Below are 17,726 nucleotides of genomic sequence, written 5' to 3'. Positions count from 1 at the left end.
GGTGACAGGGTCCTTCGTCGATACCGGGCGTCGGGCGGGTGATGCCACCAACCCTACTGACTGGTTCAACGGCCGCTGCTCCCGCTGTGTTCCCGCGCTGGACGCAATCGGGCATGTGGGGAGGGTGTTTTGGGGATCCGCGGTGATCTGCACTAGGATGGCTGATTGTCGCAGAGCAATCTGAGGCGACTGGGGATGTCGTATAGTGGCTAATACCTCAGCCTTCCAAGCTGAAGACGCGGGTTCGATTCCCGTCATCCCCTCCACCAACGGAGTGCACCGCCGTCGGCATGAACTGCTGGCGGCGGTGCTGTTTTGTTGGGACCGGGCGTGAATTTCGGGTTAATCAGGACCCGATGATCCGGCTGGTGAAACAGAGGCTGTAAAGTGGCCTCTCGTATGCGGACCAGACCAACTGGCGTGTACGGGGCGTGGCGCAGTTTGGTAGCGCACCTGCTTTGGGAGCAGGGGGTCGCAGGTTCAAATCCTGTCGCCCCGACTCAAGGGGTCCTCCGGGACTCCGTCGGACTATTAGAAGACAAAACGACCAGGAGAGTATCCCGTGAAGACTTCCGTCGAGAAGCTCAGCGACACCCGCGTGAAGCTGACCGTCAACGTTCCGTTCAGCGAACTCGACAAGGAAATCGACCAGGCGTACAAGACGGTCGGGGCGCAGGTCACCCTCCCGGGTTTCCGTAAGGGCAAGGCGCCGCGCCAGCTTATCGACGCCCGCTTCGGTCGCGGCCAGATCCTGGAGCAGGTCATCAACGACATGCTCCCGACCAAGTACGAGCAGGCGTGCGAGGAGAACGACCTCAAGGTCATCTCCCAGCCGCAGATCGACATTTCCAAGATCGAGGACAACGACTTCGTCGAGTTCACCGCCGAGGTCGACATCCGCCCGGAGATCACCGTCCCGGACTTCGCCTCCTTCGACGTCACCGTCCCGGCCATCAAGGTCGACGAGGACGCGGTCAACGAGGAGCTGGACAAGCTGCGTGAGCGTTTCGGTGAGCTCAAGGACACCAAGCGCAAGCTGAAGACCGGCGACTTCGCCATCATCGACCTCGAGGCGGAGATCGACGGCAAGAAGATCGAGGAAGCCTCCACCGAGGGCCTGTCCTACCAGATCGGCGACGACTCCCTGATCAAGGGCCTCGACACCGCTCTGCGCGGCCTGAAGACCGACGAGGACGGCGAGTTCACCTCCACGATCGAGTCCGGCGAGTACGCGGGCCAGGAGGCCACCATAAAGGTCCACGTCCAGCAGACCAAGGAGCGCAAGCTCCCGGAGCTCGACGACGACTTCGCTCAGATGGCCTCCGAGTTCGACACCGTCGAGGAGCTCCGCGAGAGCACCAAGGCGCAGCTCGCCGAGCAGAAGAAGGGCCAGCAGGCCGGCGACATCCGCGACGAGGTCCTCAAGGCCGCCCTGGCCGAGGCCGACTTCGCTCTGCCGGAGTCCATCGTCGACGAGCAGGTCCACTCCCAGCTGCACCAGCTCCTGGGTCAGATGGCTCACGACGAGAAGGCCCTGGCCCAGCTGCTCGAGGCTCAGGGCACCACCCGCGAGGAGTTCGACCAGAAGTCCCGCGAGCAGGCCGAAGAGTCCGTCCGCACCCAGCTGTTCCTGGACGCCGTCGCTGACGAGGAGTCCCCGGAGGTCTCCCAGCAGGAGCTCACCGACCACATCCTCTTCACCGCGCAGTCCTACGGCATGGACCCGGGCCAGTTCGTCCAGCAGCTGCAGCAGGCCAACCAGATCGGCAACCTGTTCGCCGACGTCCGCCGCGGCAAGGCCCTGGCCACCGCCATCACCCGCGTCTCCGTCACGGACGACGAGGGCAACGAGGTCGACCCGAACGAGTACTTCGGCGAGATCGAGGATGAGAACGCTGAGCTGACCGATCAGGACGTCACCACCTCCGAGGACGAGGCCAGCGAGAAGTAAGCGGCCCTCTCCCCGCAAACGAGAACCCCGCCACGCGCAGCGCGTGGCGGGGTCCGTCGTTTCCGGTGTGTGTCGCCGGGGGCTACTCGTAGGAGGCGACCAGGCGGCCGACGATCTCGCCGCGGTGGAGCTTCTCCAGCCCCTCCGGAATCTCGTCGAAGCTGATGGTGGTGATGGTCGGGTTCATCTTTCCGGTGGCCATGAGCGCGTAGACGCCGGCGACGTCCTCCTTGGTGCCGCCGACGGAACCGAGCAGGTTGACGGCCTTGGTGATCAGGTTACGGGTGTTGATGGTGGCCTCAAGCTTGCCCATTCCGACCTGGACGACGGTGCCGCCCGGTCGGACGGCGCTGATCGCCTGATCGGTGGTGGTCCCGAAGCCGGCGTAATCGACGATGACGTCGAACTCCACGTCCTCGAAGTCGGTGATCGCCGCCTTGACGTCCGTGGCGCCGATCTCAGTGGCCAGCGGCCACACCTTCTCGTTGACTTCCGCGACATACACCTCCGCGCCCAGCAGAACAGCGGCGCGGGCACCCAGTTGGCCCAGGCCGCCGAGGCCGATGACGCCGACCTTGTCGCCCTCCTTGGCGCCGCCGCGGGTGACCATCGCGTGGTAGGAGGTCATGCCCGCGTCGGTGGCGGCGGCACCGTTGCGGAAGTCGACCTCGTCCGGCAGCGGTACCAGTGCGGCGGCGGGAACAGCCATCTTCGGGGCGAATCCGCCGTCAAACGCGTAACCCGGAGCGCCGACGCCTTCCGCTGTCGGACAGACGCCGACCCGGTCGCCGACCTTGAAATCGGTGACGCCCTCACCGACCTCGGCCACGACGCCCGCGTTCTCATGGCCGATCGTGATCGGCTGCTTGGCCAGAAGGGCCAGCCAGCCCTCGTCCTCCAGGAGGCCGACGTCGGAGTGGCACAGGCCCGCGGCCTTCATGTCGAGGACGACCTCACCGGCAGCGGCGCTCGGCTCCGGAACTTCTGTGAGAACGAGTGGTTCGTGGGTGGTGGTGAATTGCCAGGCCTTCATGGAAGGTCCACCTTTCGGTTGAGTTTTTGTAGGTACATTTTCGATCTTACGCCCGGAAATGATTTCCCGCCCAAAAAGGTAGTATCAATGTTTGTGTTGCGACGCTGTCAGCGAACAGAAGGGCGGCTGGGGCGGGGACGCTAGTAGGGTGGTGTCATTGAAAGCCAAAGACAGATTTACACAAACAGGAGTGTCCACGAACATGACTGACAAGCTCTCCATGACCTCCCCGGGCGGAGGCATGAACCTCGGTGATTCCGTTTACGAGCGTCTGCTGCGCGAGCGCATCATCTTCCTCGGCCAGCAGGTCGACGACGAGATCGCCAACAAGCTCTGCGCGCAGATCCTGCTGCTGGCCGCCGAGGATCCGAACCGCGACATCTCGCTGTACATCAACTCCCCGGGCGGATCCGTCACCGCGGGCATGGCCATCTACGACACGATGAAGTTCGTCCCGAACGACGTCGCCACCTACGGCATGGGCCTGGCCGCCTCCATGGGCCAGTTCCTCCTGTCGGGCGGCACCAGGGGCAAGCGTTACGCCCTGCCGCATTCCCGCATCATGATGCACCAGCCTTCCGCCGGCATCGGTGGCACCGCCGCCGACATTTCCATCCAGGCCGAGCAGTTCGCCGCCACCAAGCGCGAGATGGCCGAGCTCATCGCGGAGCACACCGGCCAGACCTTCGAGCAGGTGACCAAGGACTCGGACCGCGACCGCTGGTTCACCGCTCAGGAAGCCAAGGAGTACGGCATCGTCGATCACGTGATCGAGCACGCCCAGGGCTCCGTCGGTAACTAAGGGATAGAGAGGAAAATGAACACCATGAACACCCCGCAGATGCCGCAGTCGCGTTACGTCCTGCCGTCGTTTATCGAGCAGTCGTCCTACGGCACCAAGGAAACCAACCCGTACTCCAAGCTCTTCGAGGAGCGCATCATCTTCCTGGGCACCCAGGTCGACGACACCTCCGCGAACGACATCATGGCCCAGCTGCTGGTCCTCGAGTCCCAGGACCCGGACCGCGACATCACCATGTACATCAACTCGCCGGGCGGTTCCTTCACGGCGCTGATGGCGATCTACGACACCATGCAGTACGTCCGTCCCGACGTCGCCACCGTCTGCCTGGGCCAGGCCGCCTCCGCCGCCGCCGTCATCCTCGCGGCCGGCGCCCCGGGCAAGCGCGCCCTGCTGCCGAACTCCCGTGTGCTGATCCACCAGCCGTCCACCCAGGGGACCCAGGGCCAGGTCTCCGACCTGGAGATCCAGGCCGCTGAAATCGAGCGGATGCGCCACCAGATGGAGGAGACCCTGGCACGCCACACCGGAAAGACCCCGCAGCAGGTCCGCGAGGACACCGACCGCGACAAGATCCTCACCGCCGAGGCAGCCGTCGAGTACGGCATCGTCGACCAGGTCTTCGACTACCGTAAGCTCAACGGCTAAAGCGCTTGTCGACGCGACACAGCGGCGCCCCACCTTCCCATGAAGGTGGGGCGCCGTCGTCATGTCAGGGGCGTTGCCTGATGGTGAATGATCCGCCACGTTCCGCCCGTGCGCTTCCACAGCGAGGATCGTCGGGCCCTGTGCTCGTTGATCTTCGACTGCCAGAACACCTGGATGAGGTCTTCGGCCAGCGTCCGGGCCTCAAGCTTCTTGATGTGGATGACCCGTCGATCACGCTCGACGTCGTCGAGCATGGCGTCGCGGTCCCAGCGCCTGCCTGACGCCCCGAACTCCACGAAGTCCGGGTGGAGCAGCTCCGTCAACCGCTCGCGGTCACGCCGGACGGACGGGGTCTGCAGTTCCCGTTCCAGGTGCAGGACGTGTTCAAGCTCTGAATCCATGCCTCCCACGATAAACCTGATTCCGGGCGGCTTCAGAAGAGGCCGCTGCTCGGGAGAAAAATGTTGCCGTCGTGAGCGAGTACGGCGGTGGACAACCCGAGTCGCCACCGCGGCAGCGCGAAGGCCACGAGGGACCATCGCGTCGAATCTGGCGCGCCTGGCCCGGGTCCTATCCGGCCAGGGCCGGGCTCGGGCTCGGGGCGGCGTCCTGCTTGGGTTCGGAGTACTCGCGGACCCCGATCAGCGCCAGCGCGGTCAGGCCGACGATGAGGCCCGCGCCCACGTAGAGGCTGGCGGGGGACCAGCCGGCGTCGACCAGGTAGCCCACGACGATCGGGGCGGTGACGGAACCGACGCGGGAGACGCCGATCGCGGTGCCGACGCCGGTGGTGCGCAGCCAGGCCGGGTAGGCCTGCGGGGTGATGGTGTACATGCCGGTCACACCCGCGTTGAGCAGCATGCCCACCCCGACGCCGAGCGCGAACATCAGCGTCGGCAGGCCGGCGGAGTAAATGAACGCGACGAGAACGAGCGTGGCCAGCAGGCTCACGGCGATGAGGAGCTTGCGGGCGTCGATCTTCGTCGTCAGGGCGCCGTAGATCAGGGATCCGATGGTGCCGCCGAAGGAGAGCATGATGCCGCCGATGATGCCCTGCTGGGTGGAGAGGCCCGCCTCGGTCAGCAGCTTCGGGGTCCACTGGTTGGCGAAGGTGAAGGCGAAGTTGATCAGGGAGAAGGCGATCCAGAGACGGAGGGTGACCTTGAGCATGTCGCTGCGCAGCACGGCGCTGATGGAGGGCTTGGCGGCGGCGTTGATCACGGTCGGGGCCAGGTCGGTCTCCTTGCCCAGGGTGCGGGCGAGGTCGACGATCCTGTCCTGGCGACCCTTGCCCGCATGGACTTCGGCGGTCTCGGGGACGAGGAAGACGGTGACGACAAGGGCGACCGCGGTGAGCACGGCGCCGGCGATGAAGACGGTCTGCCAACCCTGCGTCGGGATGGTGCGGGCGGCGAGGATGCCGCAGACGGCGGCACCGATGCCGTAGCCGGAGGAGTAGATGGACATGGCCAGTCCCCGGAAGCGCAGGTTGGAGAACTCGCTGACCAGGACGGTCACGCAGGCGAGGATGCCGCCGACGCCGATGCCCGTGATGACTCGCCACAGCAGCAGCTCGCCGAGGCTGTCGGACAGGGAGGTCATGGTCAGGCCGATGAGGTCGATGACCAGGGCCACGATGATGAGACGACGGCGGCCGAAGCGGTCGGCGAGCGGGCCGAGCAGAATGGAGCCGATGCCGATACCCAGCAGGGCCGAGGAGAGCAGCCAGCCGAGCTGGGAGCCGGTGAGCCCGAAGTCCTCGGACACGGCGGTGGCGGTGAACGCCATGGTGACGAGGTCGTACCCGTCGAGCATGTTGATGAACGCGGCGATGGCGATGATCAGCCACTGGCGGGCGCTCATGGGGGAGTTGTCGATGGCCTCACGGAAAGTGGGCCGAAGGGAAGTCGAAGTGTGCATGGATTAATAACCTTCAGAATTCGAAGAAAGGCTGCACATCGCTTTCCGGGGCTCCGGAGCAACGCAGGAGTTGGGGGTCACCGCAGCGGTGAGGGCTCTCTGATGTTGCGGACGAAGGTGAATAGTAGCCCAAGCGGTCTACTCCAGGAAAATTTTCATTCACCCGTGATCAGCGGGACGAAGAGATAGTCGCCGTGGGCGGTCGCCCCGCCCGCGGCGTCGACCCGCAGCATCCGGCCCGCGACCGGGATCACCATGACGCCCTCGGGGGCGAGCTGTGCCACGAGATCCTGCGGCAGTTTCTCGGCCATGGCGGAGACGAGGATACGGTCGAAGGGGGCCTCCTCGGGCAGGCCGAGGGTTGTGCCCGCCTGGTGGATGCTGGCCCAGGGGAAGTCGTATTTGGCCAGGTTGGTTCGGCCGAACTCCACCAGTTCGGGGACGCGCTCGACGCCGAAGACCCGGCCGGAGGGGCCGACGATCTCCGCGAGGCGGGCGGTGGACCAGGCGGAGCCGGAGCCCACGTCGAGGACGCGGTGGCCGGGTCGGGCGTCGAGAAGCTCGAGCATGTTGTCGACGGTGGTGGGCTGCGAGTTGGTCTGGCCGTGGCCGATGGAGAGCGGGGCGTCGGCGAGTGCGTGGCGGCGGGCGGACTCCGGGAGAAAATCTCGACGGTCGATCATGACCCCAGCCTAGGCACCCTACTTCACGTACGGCAGCAGAATGTGCGACTGGTGGGTGGCGTCGCGGTAGACCGTGGTGGTGGTCTTGCGGCCGATCGGCAGGTGAAAGGCGTCCGGCGGCAACATGGCGTTGTGCTCGTCGGAGACGGGCTCGTTGTTGGAGAGCTCGACGATGAGCCGGTGGCCCGGCAGGAGCGTCGCGGCGAAGGGGTAGACGCGGATGACGTACTCGTTGATCTCGCCCGGGACGACCGGGATCTTCCGGCTGTGCGGGTGCACCGGGTTGCCGGGCGTGGACTCCGGGGAGAGCTCCGCCTGGTTGGCCTTGAGGTAGCCCGTCGTCAGCAACTGACGCTTGCCGTTCGGCGCCGCGTCCCAGAAGCGCAGAATGAAATTCGTGTCGTCCTGGTCGATGGCGATGTGGAGGTGCGCGGCGCCCGTGCCCTGGAACTCGGTCGGCTCGGTGAACGCCGGGGTGGACCAGGTCAGCGTCGCGACTTCGTTGGTGAGCATCATCGGCATCTGCGTCATTGCCTCGGGTACGGCGTATTCGGGGCCGAGGGGTTCCGGGCGGTCGGCGAGGAGGTGGCGTGGGCGCAGGTAGAGCGGCCTGTGCTCGATCTCCCCGGTGGGGAATCGGTCTCCCGTTCGGATGGAGCCCGAACCTTCGACGTGGACGGTGACGGCCGGCTCGTCCATCACGCCGTTGTCGACGCCCTTGAGCCAGTAGTCGTACCAGCGGAACATCTCGTCGTGGGCGTCGACGAAGGGGCGGGAGTTCATCGGCGGGTAGGCGAGGATGTCGAGCTTCTTCACGCCGGAGACCTTCTCGAACATCTCGATGGTCCCGTCCATGGTCCAGCCGCGGCCCTGGGCGATCTGGAAATAGGCCGGCACCTCGATCCGGTGGGCCAGCTCGTTGGGGTTGCGATCCTGGTACCACTCGCCGTCAAGGTCGTTGAGGACGATGTCGAACCAGGCCTCGTGGTGTTTCGGGTACCTGAGCACATGGAACATGTTGGGCCAGGCGGAGACGTCGGCGTCCTTGAGGCGCTCCTCGACCATCCTCTCGACCTCGGCCGGGGAGTACTCGTCGAGCACCCGGGAGGTGACGCGGTCGGTGAAGGCCCAGCCGGAGTCGCCGCCGCGGCCCTCCCGGGCGGCGCGCGGCATCAGCCACATGACGCCGCCGTGGTAGGTGGTCTCGTAGAAGTCGTAGTGGCCGCCATTGACGAAGATGGCCTTGAGGGCCGGGGGCCGCTCCGCCGCGGCGAGCACCGACATCGACCCGAAATAGGAGGTGCCGATCATGCCGACGTTGCCGTCGCACCACGGCTGCTCCGCGACCCACTGGATGAAGTCGTGGGCGTCCTCGCCGAGCGGGACGCCGCCGGCGTTGTAGTTGCCGGAGTGGGTTCCCTCCGAGTAGCCGGAACCGCGCAGATCGCCGATGACGTGCACGTAGTCCTCCGCAACGACGCGGGCGATGTCACCGGCTTCGATGCAGCCGTCCCAGGTCACGGACGGACGGTACTGGCCCGGCATGGTCAGCGAGTAGGCCTGCAGCTCCTTGCCGTAGGGGGACAGCGCGATCAGTGCGGGGCGGGGCTGGTCGCCCGGTTTGTGGTACGCGTCGGCGGCGAGGTTGACGCCGTCGCGCATGGGGACGCGGAGGTTCTTGCGGACGGTGATGGCGTTGCCACCGCTGGTGATGGTCTCGGTGGACTCGGCGGGGAACTGGGGATAAGCGTCGGACAACGTGGGCGTCCTTTCGTCTGGGGGTGACTGTGGAGCATGCCACAGGTGATGGACGTGAGTTTATTATGACAAAGTTGGCCCGGCAAGGGGGTGGTGCCCCCGCCGGAAAAAGAGCTCCCGTTCGAACCACAGGACGGCGGCGGTTACCGCGAGCAGCACCCCGGTGGCGATGATCTCGGTGTCCGGATGCGTCGCCAGCACCTGGGTGCTCAGGTTTGCGCCCAGGTGGAAAAGAACGGCGAGCATGATGTTCCGGTGGCCCCGGCAGTAAATCCAGTTCATCAGGAGGACGAAGGGCAGCAGGCTGAGGGGAAAGTTGAGGGCGTGGATCGCCCCCTGGTCGACGGTCTGCGCCTGCGCGGAGCCGTCGAAGAATGCCAGCGGCACATGCCAGAACGCCCAGATCCCGGCGAAGATCAGTGAGGTGGTGAACAGGGTGAGGCGACTGCGCAGCGCGTCGGTGCCGTAGGAGTGCCACGCGAGCTCCTCGATCACCGCGCCGGCGACGAGGACGAACCAGCCGGAGAAGACGCCCACGGAAAACGTCGTCCCGCCACGCGGCAGGAACTGCTCGACGGGGTAGCCGAATGCGAGGGAGATGGCCGTCGCCGCCAGCACCGCGCCGGGCATCAGCAGCACCGCCAGCACCGGCCAGCGACGCTGACTCTCCCGGAAATTCCCGAGGCGCCGCCACATGTCGGCGCGGACGTCCGGGGCGTCGCGGGTGACCCAGGCGACGACGGCGAGCGGAGCCGTCAGCCCCGCCAGGGCCAGCAGTGACGCGGCGAGGGGCTGGTCGCGGTGACTGAGCCAGCCGCCGAGGAGCCAGAGGGCCCAGGGGAGGGCGGTCGCGAGCGCGAAGAATGTGAACGGGCGGTTGTAGCTTGTGCAGCTTGTCGTCATGGCGCCGACGCTAGGGCCGGGGTCCGGGCCACCGTCTCTGAGCTGGGGGAAGTCAGGGCGAACCCCGGCAAAGATCGGGGGTGTCCCGCACCGGGGGCGGGGAGGGGGTCTGGCCGAGTCAAGGATTTGCGCATATTGTTATGCCAAATGGGCGGCGCCCGGCTGCCGCGGAACCACCGACCCGAGGAGCAGCATCATGACCACGATCAACCCGCTCATCGCCCCCTGGGGGCGCTTCCATCTCTACACGTTCTTCATCGACGCCCCCAGTCCCGCCGTCGTCGACACGGGTGTCGCGAGCACCCCGGCGGAGGGCATCAGGCCGGAGCTGGCGAAGCTGGGGGAGAGGGTCGAGGACATCGAGTACATCCTGCTCACCCACGGCCACATCGACCATCTCGGTGGCGCCCACGCCCTCTGGGAGATGACCGGAAGAAGGGCGAAGGTCGTCATTCACGCCGACGACCTCAAGTACCTGCAGGCCCGCCGCGCGCATGTGGACAACTACCTTGGGCTGCGGGACAACTACATCGACAACCCGAACGCGGAAGCGGAGCAGACCGCGATGGCCGCCACCGCCATCAGCGGCGAGATGGACGCGCACCTGGTCGTCCATGGCGGGGAGCTCATCGACCTCGGTGGCGGGGTGAGCGTGGAGGTCATCCACGTGCCGGGGCATTCCATGGGCTCCGTCGCGTACCGCGTCAACACCGGCGAGGTCTTCGTCGGTGACGCCGTCCAGGTCCACGGCGCGGCCAACGGATTTCCGGGCTACGAGGATCCCGGCGCCTACCGGTCCTCCCTGCACCGCATCAGGGGCCTGGCCCCCACCCGCATGTTCATGGGGCACCCGTACCGTACCGCCGAGGGGGAACCGTACCCGGTGGACCAGGACGCCCCGACGGCCATGCGAGCCATCGAGGAGTCCATCGCCATCGAGGACCGCATCCACGCCGTCGCGCGCACCGTGCTCGAGCAGGGGCACGCCGACGCCACCGCGCCCTATGCCCCTTTCACCGCCATTGCGGCCCAGCTGGGCTACACCGGCGACCCGACGCTGGAACCCTCGCCTTTCTTCACGACGCTCGACGGTTACCGCAGGATCTACGCTCCGGAAGAGCATCCGCTTGATACCCCTAGGGGTATATGGGAGGATGGTCGGGACATCTGACGCCACCTCCCCGGGAGCCCCATGAGCCTCACCACCGCACCACGACTCGGCCTGCGGGTCAACGCCGCCCAATTCAGCCTCCTCGTGCTGGTGAACGCCCTGGTCGGCGGAATGGTCGGCCAGCAGCAGGCCGTGCTGCCACTCCTGGCGCGCGAGGAGTTCGGGATGACCGGTTACACGCTGGTCTTCACCTACATCGGGGTGTTCGGCCTGGCGAAAGTCATCGCGAACTGGTTCGCCGGCGCCCTGTCGGACCGGTACGGGCGCAAGCCGATCCTCATCGTGGGCTGGCTCATCGCCCTGCCGGTGCCGATCATGCTCATCCTCGCCCCGAGCTGGGGATGGGTGGTGGCTGCCAATCTCCTGCTCGGCGTCAACCAGGGCCTGACCTGGTCGACCACCGTGGTCATGAAGATAGACCTGGCCGGCCCCGCGCGGCGGGGACTGGCGATGGGACTCAACGAAGCGGCCGGGTACGCAGCCGTGGCGCTCACGTCCTTCCTGGCGGGACAGCTCGCCGCGAACTACGGCCTGCGGCCCGCCCCGTTCCTGCTGGGGTTGGCCTACGCCGTCGTCGCGCTGGGACTCAGTGTCGTCTTCGTCCGGGAAACCAGGGGGCATGCCGCGCTGGAGGGCTCCGGGGTTGAACCGCCGAAGCGCAGCAGCAGGGACGTCTTCCTCGACGTCAGCCTGCGTGAGCCCGCCCTGTCGACGGCGAGCGCCGCGGGCCTGGTCAACAACCTCAACTTCGGGCTGTCCTGGGGAGTGTTCCCGCTGCTCTTCGCCAGCGCCGACCTGAGCCTGTCGCAGATCGGCGTGCTCTTCGCCGTCTACCCCGCGGTGTGGGGCCTCGGCCAGCTGTTCACCGGAGCCGCCTCGGACAGGTACGGGCGCAAGCCTTTCATCACCGTCGGCATGGCGGTACAGGCGCTGGGCCTGGGAATCGTCGCGTTCAGCGGCGGTTTCGCGGGCTGGGCGCTCGGGGCCGCGGTCCTGGGGGCGGGAACGGCGCTGGTGTACCCGACGCTGCTGGCGGTCATCGGGGACGTCTCCCATCCCGCCCAGCGGGGGCGGGCAGTCGGCGTCTACCGCGTCTGGCGGGATCTCGGGTACGTCGCCGGCGCACTCGTCGGGGGCGTGGTGGCTGACCTGGCGGGCCTTGACGCAGCGGTCTGGTCCGCCATGGTGATCAGCGCGGTGGCGGCCGTGATCGTGCACCTGCGCATGTACGAAACTCACCTGAGGAACTAGGACGCCCGAACCCGCTTTTCGACGACCGCCGGCGCGGTCTCCTTGAGGAAGAGCGCGGTCAGCGAGGCGATGAGGGCGCCGCCGGCGGAGATGAACAGGGCGGCGGGCAGGCCCTGGGCGTCGGCGACGACGCCGGCGACGACCGGGGAGAGGAAGCCGCCGATGAACTCGCCGAGACCGGTCGGAATGCCGACGGCCAGACCGGCCATCGCCGGGGGAACGGACTCGGCCGGGATGACGGACATCGCGAGCCCGCCGACGCCCATGCCTGCGGCGAAGACAAACACAGCGAGGGCCAGCACCGCTGTGTTCTGGATGAACACGATGGATAGCGGGGCCAACACCGAGAGCAGACCGAAGGCCACCGAAATTGGTTTGCGGCCGAACCTGTCCGACAACATCGGGACGATGAAGCCCCAGAGCGCGGTGCCCAGGCCGAACGCGGACATCACCAGGGACATCGTGGTCGGCGACATACCGCGCATGTTGGTCATCAGCAGCGGGCCGTAGACCTGCAGGACGATGAGATAGACCATGAAGCCGCCGAACATGATGACCGAGAGGATGACGTTGCGGTTGCCGAGCACCTGCCGGATCTCACCACGGGAGTGCGGCTCCGCCAGCTCGTCGACGTAGGCCTGGCCGTCGTCGTCCCGGGCCTGCGGCTCGCGCATGACCTTCCAGACGAAGAAGGCGATGATCAGACCCGGGACAACGGTGAAGAAGAAGGCCACGCGCCAATCGAAGGTCTGCGCCAGGGCGACGATGACGACCGGGGCGAGGATGGAGCCGAACAGACCGTTGGCCGTGTTCATGGTCAGACCCAGGTTGAAGCCGCGCCGGTGCGGGGAGGACTCGATCGCCAGCACGGATTGAGAGGTGGGGATCGCCGGCCCCTCGAACATGCCCATGAGCAGGCGCAGGACGACCAGCTGGGTGAAGGTGCCCACCAGCCCCTGCAGCATCGAGGCAACGGAGAAGGTGAGGATGAGGGTGACCAGGAACATCCTCTTGGACTTCACCTTGTCCGAGAGGCGGCCGCCGATGACCGAGGAGATCGACCAGGTCAGGGCCGCGGCGCCGGCCAGCATACCCACCTGCGCGTTGTTCAGGCCGAGGTCGGCCTGGATGAAGGGCATGAGGAAATTGATGGCCAGGCGGTCGAAGAAGACGATGCCGACGGCGAAGAAGAAGAGCAGGACGAGCTTGTTCTCGTAGGTCCAGAAACCGGTCTGCGCCGGGGAGGGGGCGGACTGGGGCTGGGTCGTGGTGGGACGTGACATGGCGATCTCCCTTGAGATACTCATGTGCAGTCGCATGCGGTCCGCATGTCTCTGCGTGACGGGGACGTTTTCGGGTGTGGGTGATGACCGCACCCCGGCAGAGACCGCGTGGGGTGCGGTCGCGGGGCGGGAGGAATTACCTGTTCAGGAACTCCGCGGTGGTGCTGAAAATCTCGTGGAACTCCGGAATCCAGGAAAAGTTGACGAGGAAGCCGTGGTTGGCGTTGTCGACGTGGAGATGCTCGACGGCGACGCCGGCCTCGGCCAGCTTCTGCGCGTAGGCGATCCCCTCGTCGCGGAGCGGGTCGTAGGCGGCGGTGACGACAAGGGCGCTGGGCAGACCCGAGAGATCCGCGCGCTTGATGGGCGAGACCAGCGGATCGGAGGGGACGGCCCCGTTGTCGAGGTAGAAGGAGTTGAAGGGAGCCAGGCCGTTGTACTCCAGCCCGTAGCCCGCGGCGTTCTCCGTCAGTGACGGCCAGCGGGACGTGTCGAAGTCGAGGTCCACCGAGGGGTAATAGAGAATCTGGTGGGTGATGCGCTCGAACTCGTCGTCCTGGGCCAGGAAGGTCACGGCGGCGACGAAATTCGCGCCGGAGGAGTCGCCGGCGAGAGCCAGCGTCTTCTCGTCCCACCTGAGGTCCAGCGCGTGCTGGACGACCCAGCGGACGACGCCGTAGCACTCGTTGATCGCCTGCGGGAAAGCGGCTTCCGGCGCCAGCGAGTAGCCCACGGAGATGACCTTTGCGCCGGTCTCCTTCGCCAGCGCACGGGCCACGTGGTCGTGGGTGTCCAGTGAACCGGAGAAGAAGGCGCCGCCGTGGAAGTAGACGATCACGCCGTACTCGGAGGCGCCCGCGTCGGCGGTGTAGATGCGGATCGGGACATCACCGACCCCGGTGACCGCGGTGAGATCCTCGACGGAATCGAGCTGCGGTTGGCGCTCCTCGACGGGCGCGACGCGGGCGGCTTCCTCCGCACGGTGGGCGGCGGGATCCGGCGGAGTGGTCGAGGCCGGTGGGATCAGGTCCAGGATCTTCTGGATGTCCGGGTGGATGGGCTGCTTGTCAGTCATGTGTCTCCTTCTGGCTACGGTGGGCGCCGGTCTTTCCGGCCCCGTCAAGACGGCGATCAGTAGTCGATGGACTCCTTCTCCGGGAACGCGGTCTTGCCCGCGGACTCGGCGTTCCAGGACTCGCGGGAGATGCGCTGGAGTTCCTGGACCGGGCCCTGGCGCTCGGCGGTGTAGGCGTTGAGCGCCTCGGCGACGGTCTCGTTGGCGGGGTCCGTGAGGGCGTCGGCAAGCGCACCGGCGTCGAGGACGGCGGAGTTGGCGCCCTGGCCCTGGTGGTGCAGCATGGCGTGGGCCGCGTCGCCGATGAGGACGACGGCGTCGGAGTTCCACTTGTCCTGCGGATCCAGGTCGGCGGCGGCGCGCTGGTTGACCTTGTCCCAGTCCAGCTTCTCGACGATGCTCAGCAGGCGCGGGTCGAAGTCCTTGAGCATCTCCAGGACCTCCTCCTTGGGGACCTGCGGGTTCCAGGTGGTGTCCGGGTGGGGGACGGTGATGTCGAAGGAAATCTGGCCGTTCGGGCCGCGGTGGCGCAGCGGCAGGAAGTAGATCATCCGGCCGGTCTCGCCCTGCAGGTAGAGACGCAGGTTGTCGTCGACGAGCATGCCCTCGCCTTCGGAGCCGTCGATGACCGCGCGGTAGGCGTGGGCGTTGGCCGGGACCGGCTGGGAATCGGACCACAGGGCGCGGACCCTGGACTTGATGCCGTCGGCCCCGACGAGGATGTCGAAGGTTTCCTCGACCCCGTTGTCGAACTTCACGGTGGCGGAGTCGCCGTTGTCGGTGATCTCGACGGCGCGGTGGCCGAGTTGGAGAACGCCCTCCGGAAGCTGGCCGGTCAGCGCGACGACGAAGTCGTGGCGGTGAATCATGCGGGTGTTGTGGCGTTGACCGTCCTCCTCCAGGTGCGGCCACTGCTCGCGGGTGATGACGTTGCCCTTCTCGTCGAGAATCTCGAAGTAGTCGGACGGGGAGGTGACGGCCTCGATGGCGGGGAAGACGCCCAGTCGCTTGAACAGCTTGACGGTGGCCGGGCGCAGGCCGATGCCCGCGCCGACCTCGCCGACCTGCTTGGCCTGCTCGTAGACCTTGACCTGGGCGCCGATCTGGGACAGCGCCAGGCCCGCGGTCGCGCCGGCGAAGCCGCCGCCGATGACGCCGATCCTGAGGTTCTTGATGTCGTCGGTCTTCATGGTGCGTGTCCTTGTCTAGACGGTGAGGGTGAGGAACTTGGCGGGGTTGGTGACGAAGATGCGCTCGACGGTCTCGTCGGAGGCGCCCTCGGCCTTCATGTCCGGGATGAGGTCTTCGAAGATGTAGTTGATCGTGTGCCCCTCCTGGCCGGGCCAGCCGAGGGCGGAGCAGTTGGCGTCGGCGGAGGCGAGGACGGCGTCGACGTCCTGGTTGACCCAGCGCATGAAGTGGCCCAGGCGGTCGTTGCGGTCTCGTGCCCAGAACGGCGGGTTCGGCAGCTGGGTCTCGTAGCCGAAGGTGTCGAAACCGAGGATGCCGCCCTGGGAGACGATCCACTCGTCCGGGGTGTTGCCGTGGTTGATGCCGTCGTCGACGTGGCCGAACAGCACCCGGTCGAGGGACAGACCCTCGTCGTGGAAGATTTCGACGGCCGGCTTCGGGTCGATGGCCAGGTGGGTGAAGATGGGCACGCCGGTGTGGACGGCGGCGCGGGCGGCGGCGCGGTAAATGCGCTTGTCCAGCTCGGTCATCCTGCCGCCGCGGGAGACCCCGACCTTGATGATGCCGGCCTTGGCGCCGGTGCCGCCGATGCCCACGGTGATCTCGTGCATGAACTGGCGGTACAGGTAGTCCACGGTGGCGTCGACGAAGAAGGGCAGGGCGGTGTTGCCGCCGACGAAGCCGGTGCAGGCCACGATGTGGACGCCGGTCTTGGCCGAGAGCGACTTGTAGTAGTCGATGTCGCGGCCGTTGCAGATGCCCGTGGCGTCGACGAAGGTGCGGCCGCCGTAGGAGGCGAACTTCTGCAGCTTGGGTACGGTCTCCTCGTAGCGGACCAGCGGATCCTTCCAGAACGTGGTGTCCAGCTCGGAGCCCGGCATACCGTAGCCGATGTGCTCGTGGATGGCGACGTAGCCCAGCATTTCCGGGGCGACCGGACCGAGGACGGTGTTGACATGGGTCATTATTTCGCTCCTAGCCAGGCTTGCGGGTTGGTGGCGGTCAGTGCGGTGACGTCGGCGTCGGAGAGGCCGGCGTCGCGAAGCTTCGGCACGAAGACCTCGAGAAGGTAGGTCAGCGGGACCCCGGTGGTCTCATGCGCGATCGCGTAGGCGGTCGAGGAGGAGGCGATGATGACGCGGTCGCGGTGGCCGGCGTCGACGAGCGCGCGGATCGTGGCCACGGTGTCATCGTCGTGGGCGCCCTTGTCGGCGCCGATGGTGTCCAGGCCGACGTAGGCGCCCGCCGCGGCGACGGCGTTGACGGCTTCGGTGTCCGCACGGCCCAGTCCCGCGACCAGCACGCGGGAGGCGTCGAGGCCTTCGGCGAGCATGGTTTCCAGCTCCGTGACCGGGTCCGCGCCGAAGCGGAAGGAGACCGGGGCTCCGGTGTCCCGCGCCGCCCGGGCCGCGCCCTGGAAGAGGGACCCGTCGGTCGGGGTGAGCCCGGAGCGGGTGCCGGCGGTGGTGATGAGGCCGGCGCCGTGGCGTCGCTCGATGCGGTCGACCACCATGCCTTCGGTGACTTCCGCGCTGAAGAGCTCAGCGAACTTCTCCGCCGGCCACGGGGTCGGCGGGTTGGTCTGCGGGGTGAGGAAGTAGCCGCCGAGCAGGGCTTCCGGTCCCTGGCCGGTGGAGGCGACGATGTTGACGCCGGTGGCCTTCTGCAGGGATTCGTAGAGGTAGACGTCGCGGCCGTGGAACATGCCGGTGGAATCGACGACGGTGGAGCCGCCTGCGTCCCGGAATCGCTCGAGCTTGTGCTTGAGGGTGGCGAAGATGTCGGCGCGGTTGATGACGACGTCGTAGCCGTACTGGGCGCCGGGGTAGATGGACAGTAGCGCGTCATGGGCGGCGATGACGCCCAGTTCCTCGGCGGGCACCGGCCCGAGCACCGTGTTGACGGTGCCGGGCCGCAATGCGGCAGTTGCCGGGGGTTCCTGTGACATGGATACTCCTCCTGCTCAGCGGGCGTCCGGTGACGATCCGGAGTCCGCGAATGCTGGTGTGGGGACACCCGGCGTCCTGCCCGTGCGGGGCGGCGCGTGCCGGGTGGCG

At 67.0% G+C, this 17,726-nt stretch carries 16 protein-coding genes and 2 tRNA genes; 7 read left to right on the top strand and 11 right to left on the bottom strand.

Translation table 11 applies throughout. The annotated features are described in order from the left end of the window. Window positions 1-191: 191 nt before the first annotated feature. The 3 genes from CGUA_RS10630 to tig all read left to right on the top strand — a co-directional run bounded on the left by CGUA_RS10630 (window position 192) and on the right by tig (window position 1,951). Window positions 192-266: transfer RNA gene (locus CGUA_RS10630), tRNA-Gly, on the top strand. Window positions 267-425: 159 nt separating this feature from the next. Beyond that, window positions 426-499: transfer RNA gene (locus tag CGUA_RS10625), tRNA-Pro, on the top strand. 63 nt (window positions 500-562) lie between these two features. Further along, window positions 563-1,951 carry a trigger factor gene (tig, locus tag CGUA_RS10620; protein ID WP_290195507.1) on the top strand — a complete coding sequence of 463 codons (1,389 nt, stop codon included), beginning with the start codon at window positions 563-565 and terminating at the stop codon, window positions 1,949-1,951. Between the two features lie 82 nt (window positions 1,952-2,033). On the opposite strand, the gene CGUA_RS10615 is transcribed toward tig, so the two are convergent. Then, the gene (locus CGUA_RS10615; RefSeq protein WP_290195505.1) at window positions 2,034-2,984 is read right to left on the bottom strand and encodes a zinc-binding dehydrogenase; all 951 of its coding nucleotides are present in this window, start codon (window positions 2,982-2,984) and stop codon (window positions 2,034-2,036) included. Between the two features lie 202 nt (window positions 2,985-3,186). On the opposite strand from CGUA_RS10615, the gene CGUA_RS10610 reads away from it, so the two are divergent. Further along, on the top strand, window positions 3,187-3,786 hold the full coding sequence (locus CGUA_RS10610; RefSeq protein WP_290195502.1) for an ATP-dependent Clp protease proteolytic subunit: 600 nt from the start codon (window positions 3,187-3,189) through the stop codon (window positions 3,784-3,786). 24 nt (window positions 3,787-3,810) lie between these two features. Then, on the top strand, window positions 3,811-4,434 hold the full coding sequence (locus tag CGUA_RS10605; protein WP_290198376.1) for an ATP-dependent Clp protease proteolytic subunit: 624 nt from the start codon (window positions 3,811-3,813) through the stop codon (window positions 4,432-4,434). Between the two features lie 59 nt (window positions 4,435-4,493). On the opposite strand, the gene CGUA_RS10600 is transcribed toward CGUA_RS10605, so the two are convergent. The 5 genes from CGUA_RS10600 to CGUA_RS10580 form a co-directional block, all read right to left on the bottom strand. Further along, entirely contained in the window at window positions 4,494-4,835 is a 342-nt protein-coding gene (locus CGUA_RS10600) for a nuclear transport factor 2 family protein (protein ID WP_290195501.1), read from the bottom strand. Between the two features lie 169 nt (window positions 4,836-5,004). After that, on the bottom strand, window positions 5,005-6,354 hold the full coding sequence (locus CGUA_RS10595; protein WP_290195499.1) for an MFS transporter: 1,350 nt from the start codon (window positions 6,352-6,354) through the stop codon (window positions 5,005-5,007). A 155-nt stretch (window positions 6,355-6,509) separates the two neighbouring features. Next, window positions 6,510-7,037 (bottom strand): protein-L-isoaspartate O-methyltransferase family protein, encoded by a 528-nt coding sequence (locus tag CGUA_RS10590; protein WP_290195497.1) that lies wholly within the window; start codon window positions 7,035-7,037, stop codon window positions 6,510-6,512. An 18-nt stretch (window positions 7,038-7,055) separates the two neighbouring features. Then, a complete protein-coding gene (locus CGUA_RS10585) occupies window positions 7,056-8,795 on the bottom strand; it encodes a CocE/NonD family hydrolase (RefSeq protein WP_290195494.1) in 1,740 nt (579 codons plus the stop codon). Between the two features lie 63 nt (window positions 8,796-8,858). Then, a complete protein-coding gene (locus CGUA_RS10580) occupies window positions 8,859-9,698 on the bottom strand; it encodes a CPBP family intramembrane glutamic endopeptidase (RefSeq protein WP_290195493.1) in 840 nt (279 codons plus the stop codon). A 196-nt stretch (window positions 9,699-9,894) separates the two neighbouring features. Here CGUA_RS10580 and CGUA_RS10575 point away from each other — a divergent pair, with 196 nt between their 5' ends. Both CGUA_RS10575 and CGUA_RS10570 read left to right on the top strand, forming a co-directional pair. Further along, window positions 9,895-10,869, top strand: a complete 975-nt coding sequence (locus CGUA_RS10575; RefSeq protein ID WP_374725044.1) for an MBL fold metallo-hydrolase — start codon at window positions 9,895-9,897, stop codon at window positions 10,867-10,869. 21 nt (window positions 10,870-10,890) lie between these two features. After that, window positions 10,891-12,120, top strand: coding sequence for an MFS transporter (locus CGUA_RS10570; RefSeq protein WP_290195490.1), 1,230 nt, complete (start codon window positions 10,891-10,893; stop codon window positions 12,118-12,120). Here CGUA_RS10570 and CGUA_RS10565 read toward each other — a convergent pair. The 5 genes from CGUA_RS10565 to CGUA_RS10545 all read right to left on the bottom strand — a co-directional run bounded on the left by CGUA_RS10565 (window position 12,117) and on the right by CGUA_RS10545 (window position 17,617). Continuing rightward, window positions 12,117-13,403 carry an MFS transporter gene (locus CGUA_RS10565; protein ID WP_290195488.1) on the bottom strand — a complete coding sequence of 429 codons (1,287 nt, stop codon included), beginning with the start codon at window positions 13,401-13,403 and terminating at the stop codon, window positions 12,117-12,119. The two genes, CGUA_RS10570 and CGUA_RS10565, sit on opposite strands and share 4 nt — an antisense overlap. 136 nt (window positions 13,404-13,539) lie before the next feature. Then, entirely contained in the window at window positions 13,540-14,478 is a 939-nt protein-coding gene (locus CGUA_RS10560) for an alpha/beta hydrolase (protein WP_290195486.1), read from the bottom strand. 56 nt (window positions 14,479-14,534) lie between these two features. Further along, window positions 14,535-15,668: an FAD-dependent oxidoreductase gene (locus CGUA_RS10555; protein WP_290195484.1), complete on the bottom strand. Its 1,134-nt coding sequence runs from the start codon at window positions 15,666-15,668 to the stop codon at window positions 14,535-14,537. A gap of 15 nt (window positions 15,669-15,683) precedes the next feature. Then, window positions 15,684-16,634 carry a phosphotriesterase family protein gene (locus tag CGUA_RS10550; RefSeq protein WP_290195483.1) on the bottom strand — a complete coding sequence of 317 codons (951 nt, stop codon included), beginning with the start codon at window positions 16,632-16,634 and terminating at the stop codon, window positions 15,684-15,686. Further along, window positions 16,634-17,617 (bottom strand): phosphotriesterase family protein, encoded by a 984-nt coding sequence (locus tag CGUA_RS10545; RefSeq protein WP_290195481.1) that lies wholly within the window; start codon window positions 17,615-17,617, stop codon window positions 16,634-16,636. Before CGUA_RS10545 ends, CGUA_RS10550 begins: the two co-directional genes overlap by 1 nt. Between the last annotated feature and the right edge of the window lie 109 nt (window positions 17,618-17,726).

Source organism: Corynebacterium guangdongense, from assembly GCF_030408915.1.
Lineage (GTDB): Bacteria > Actinomycetota > Actinomycetes > Mycobacteriales > Mycobacteriaceae > Corynebacterium > Corynebacterium guangdongense.
This window is presented reverse-complemented; position numbering and strand designations above follow the sequence as displayed.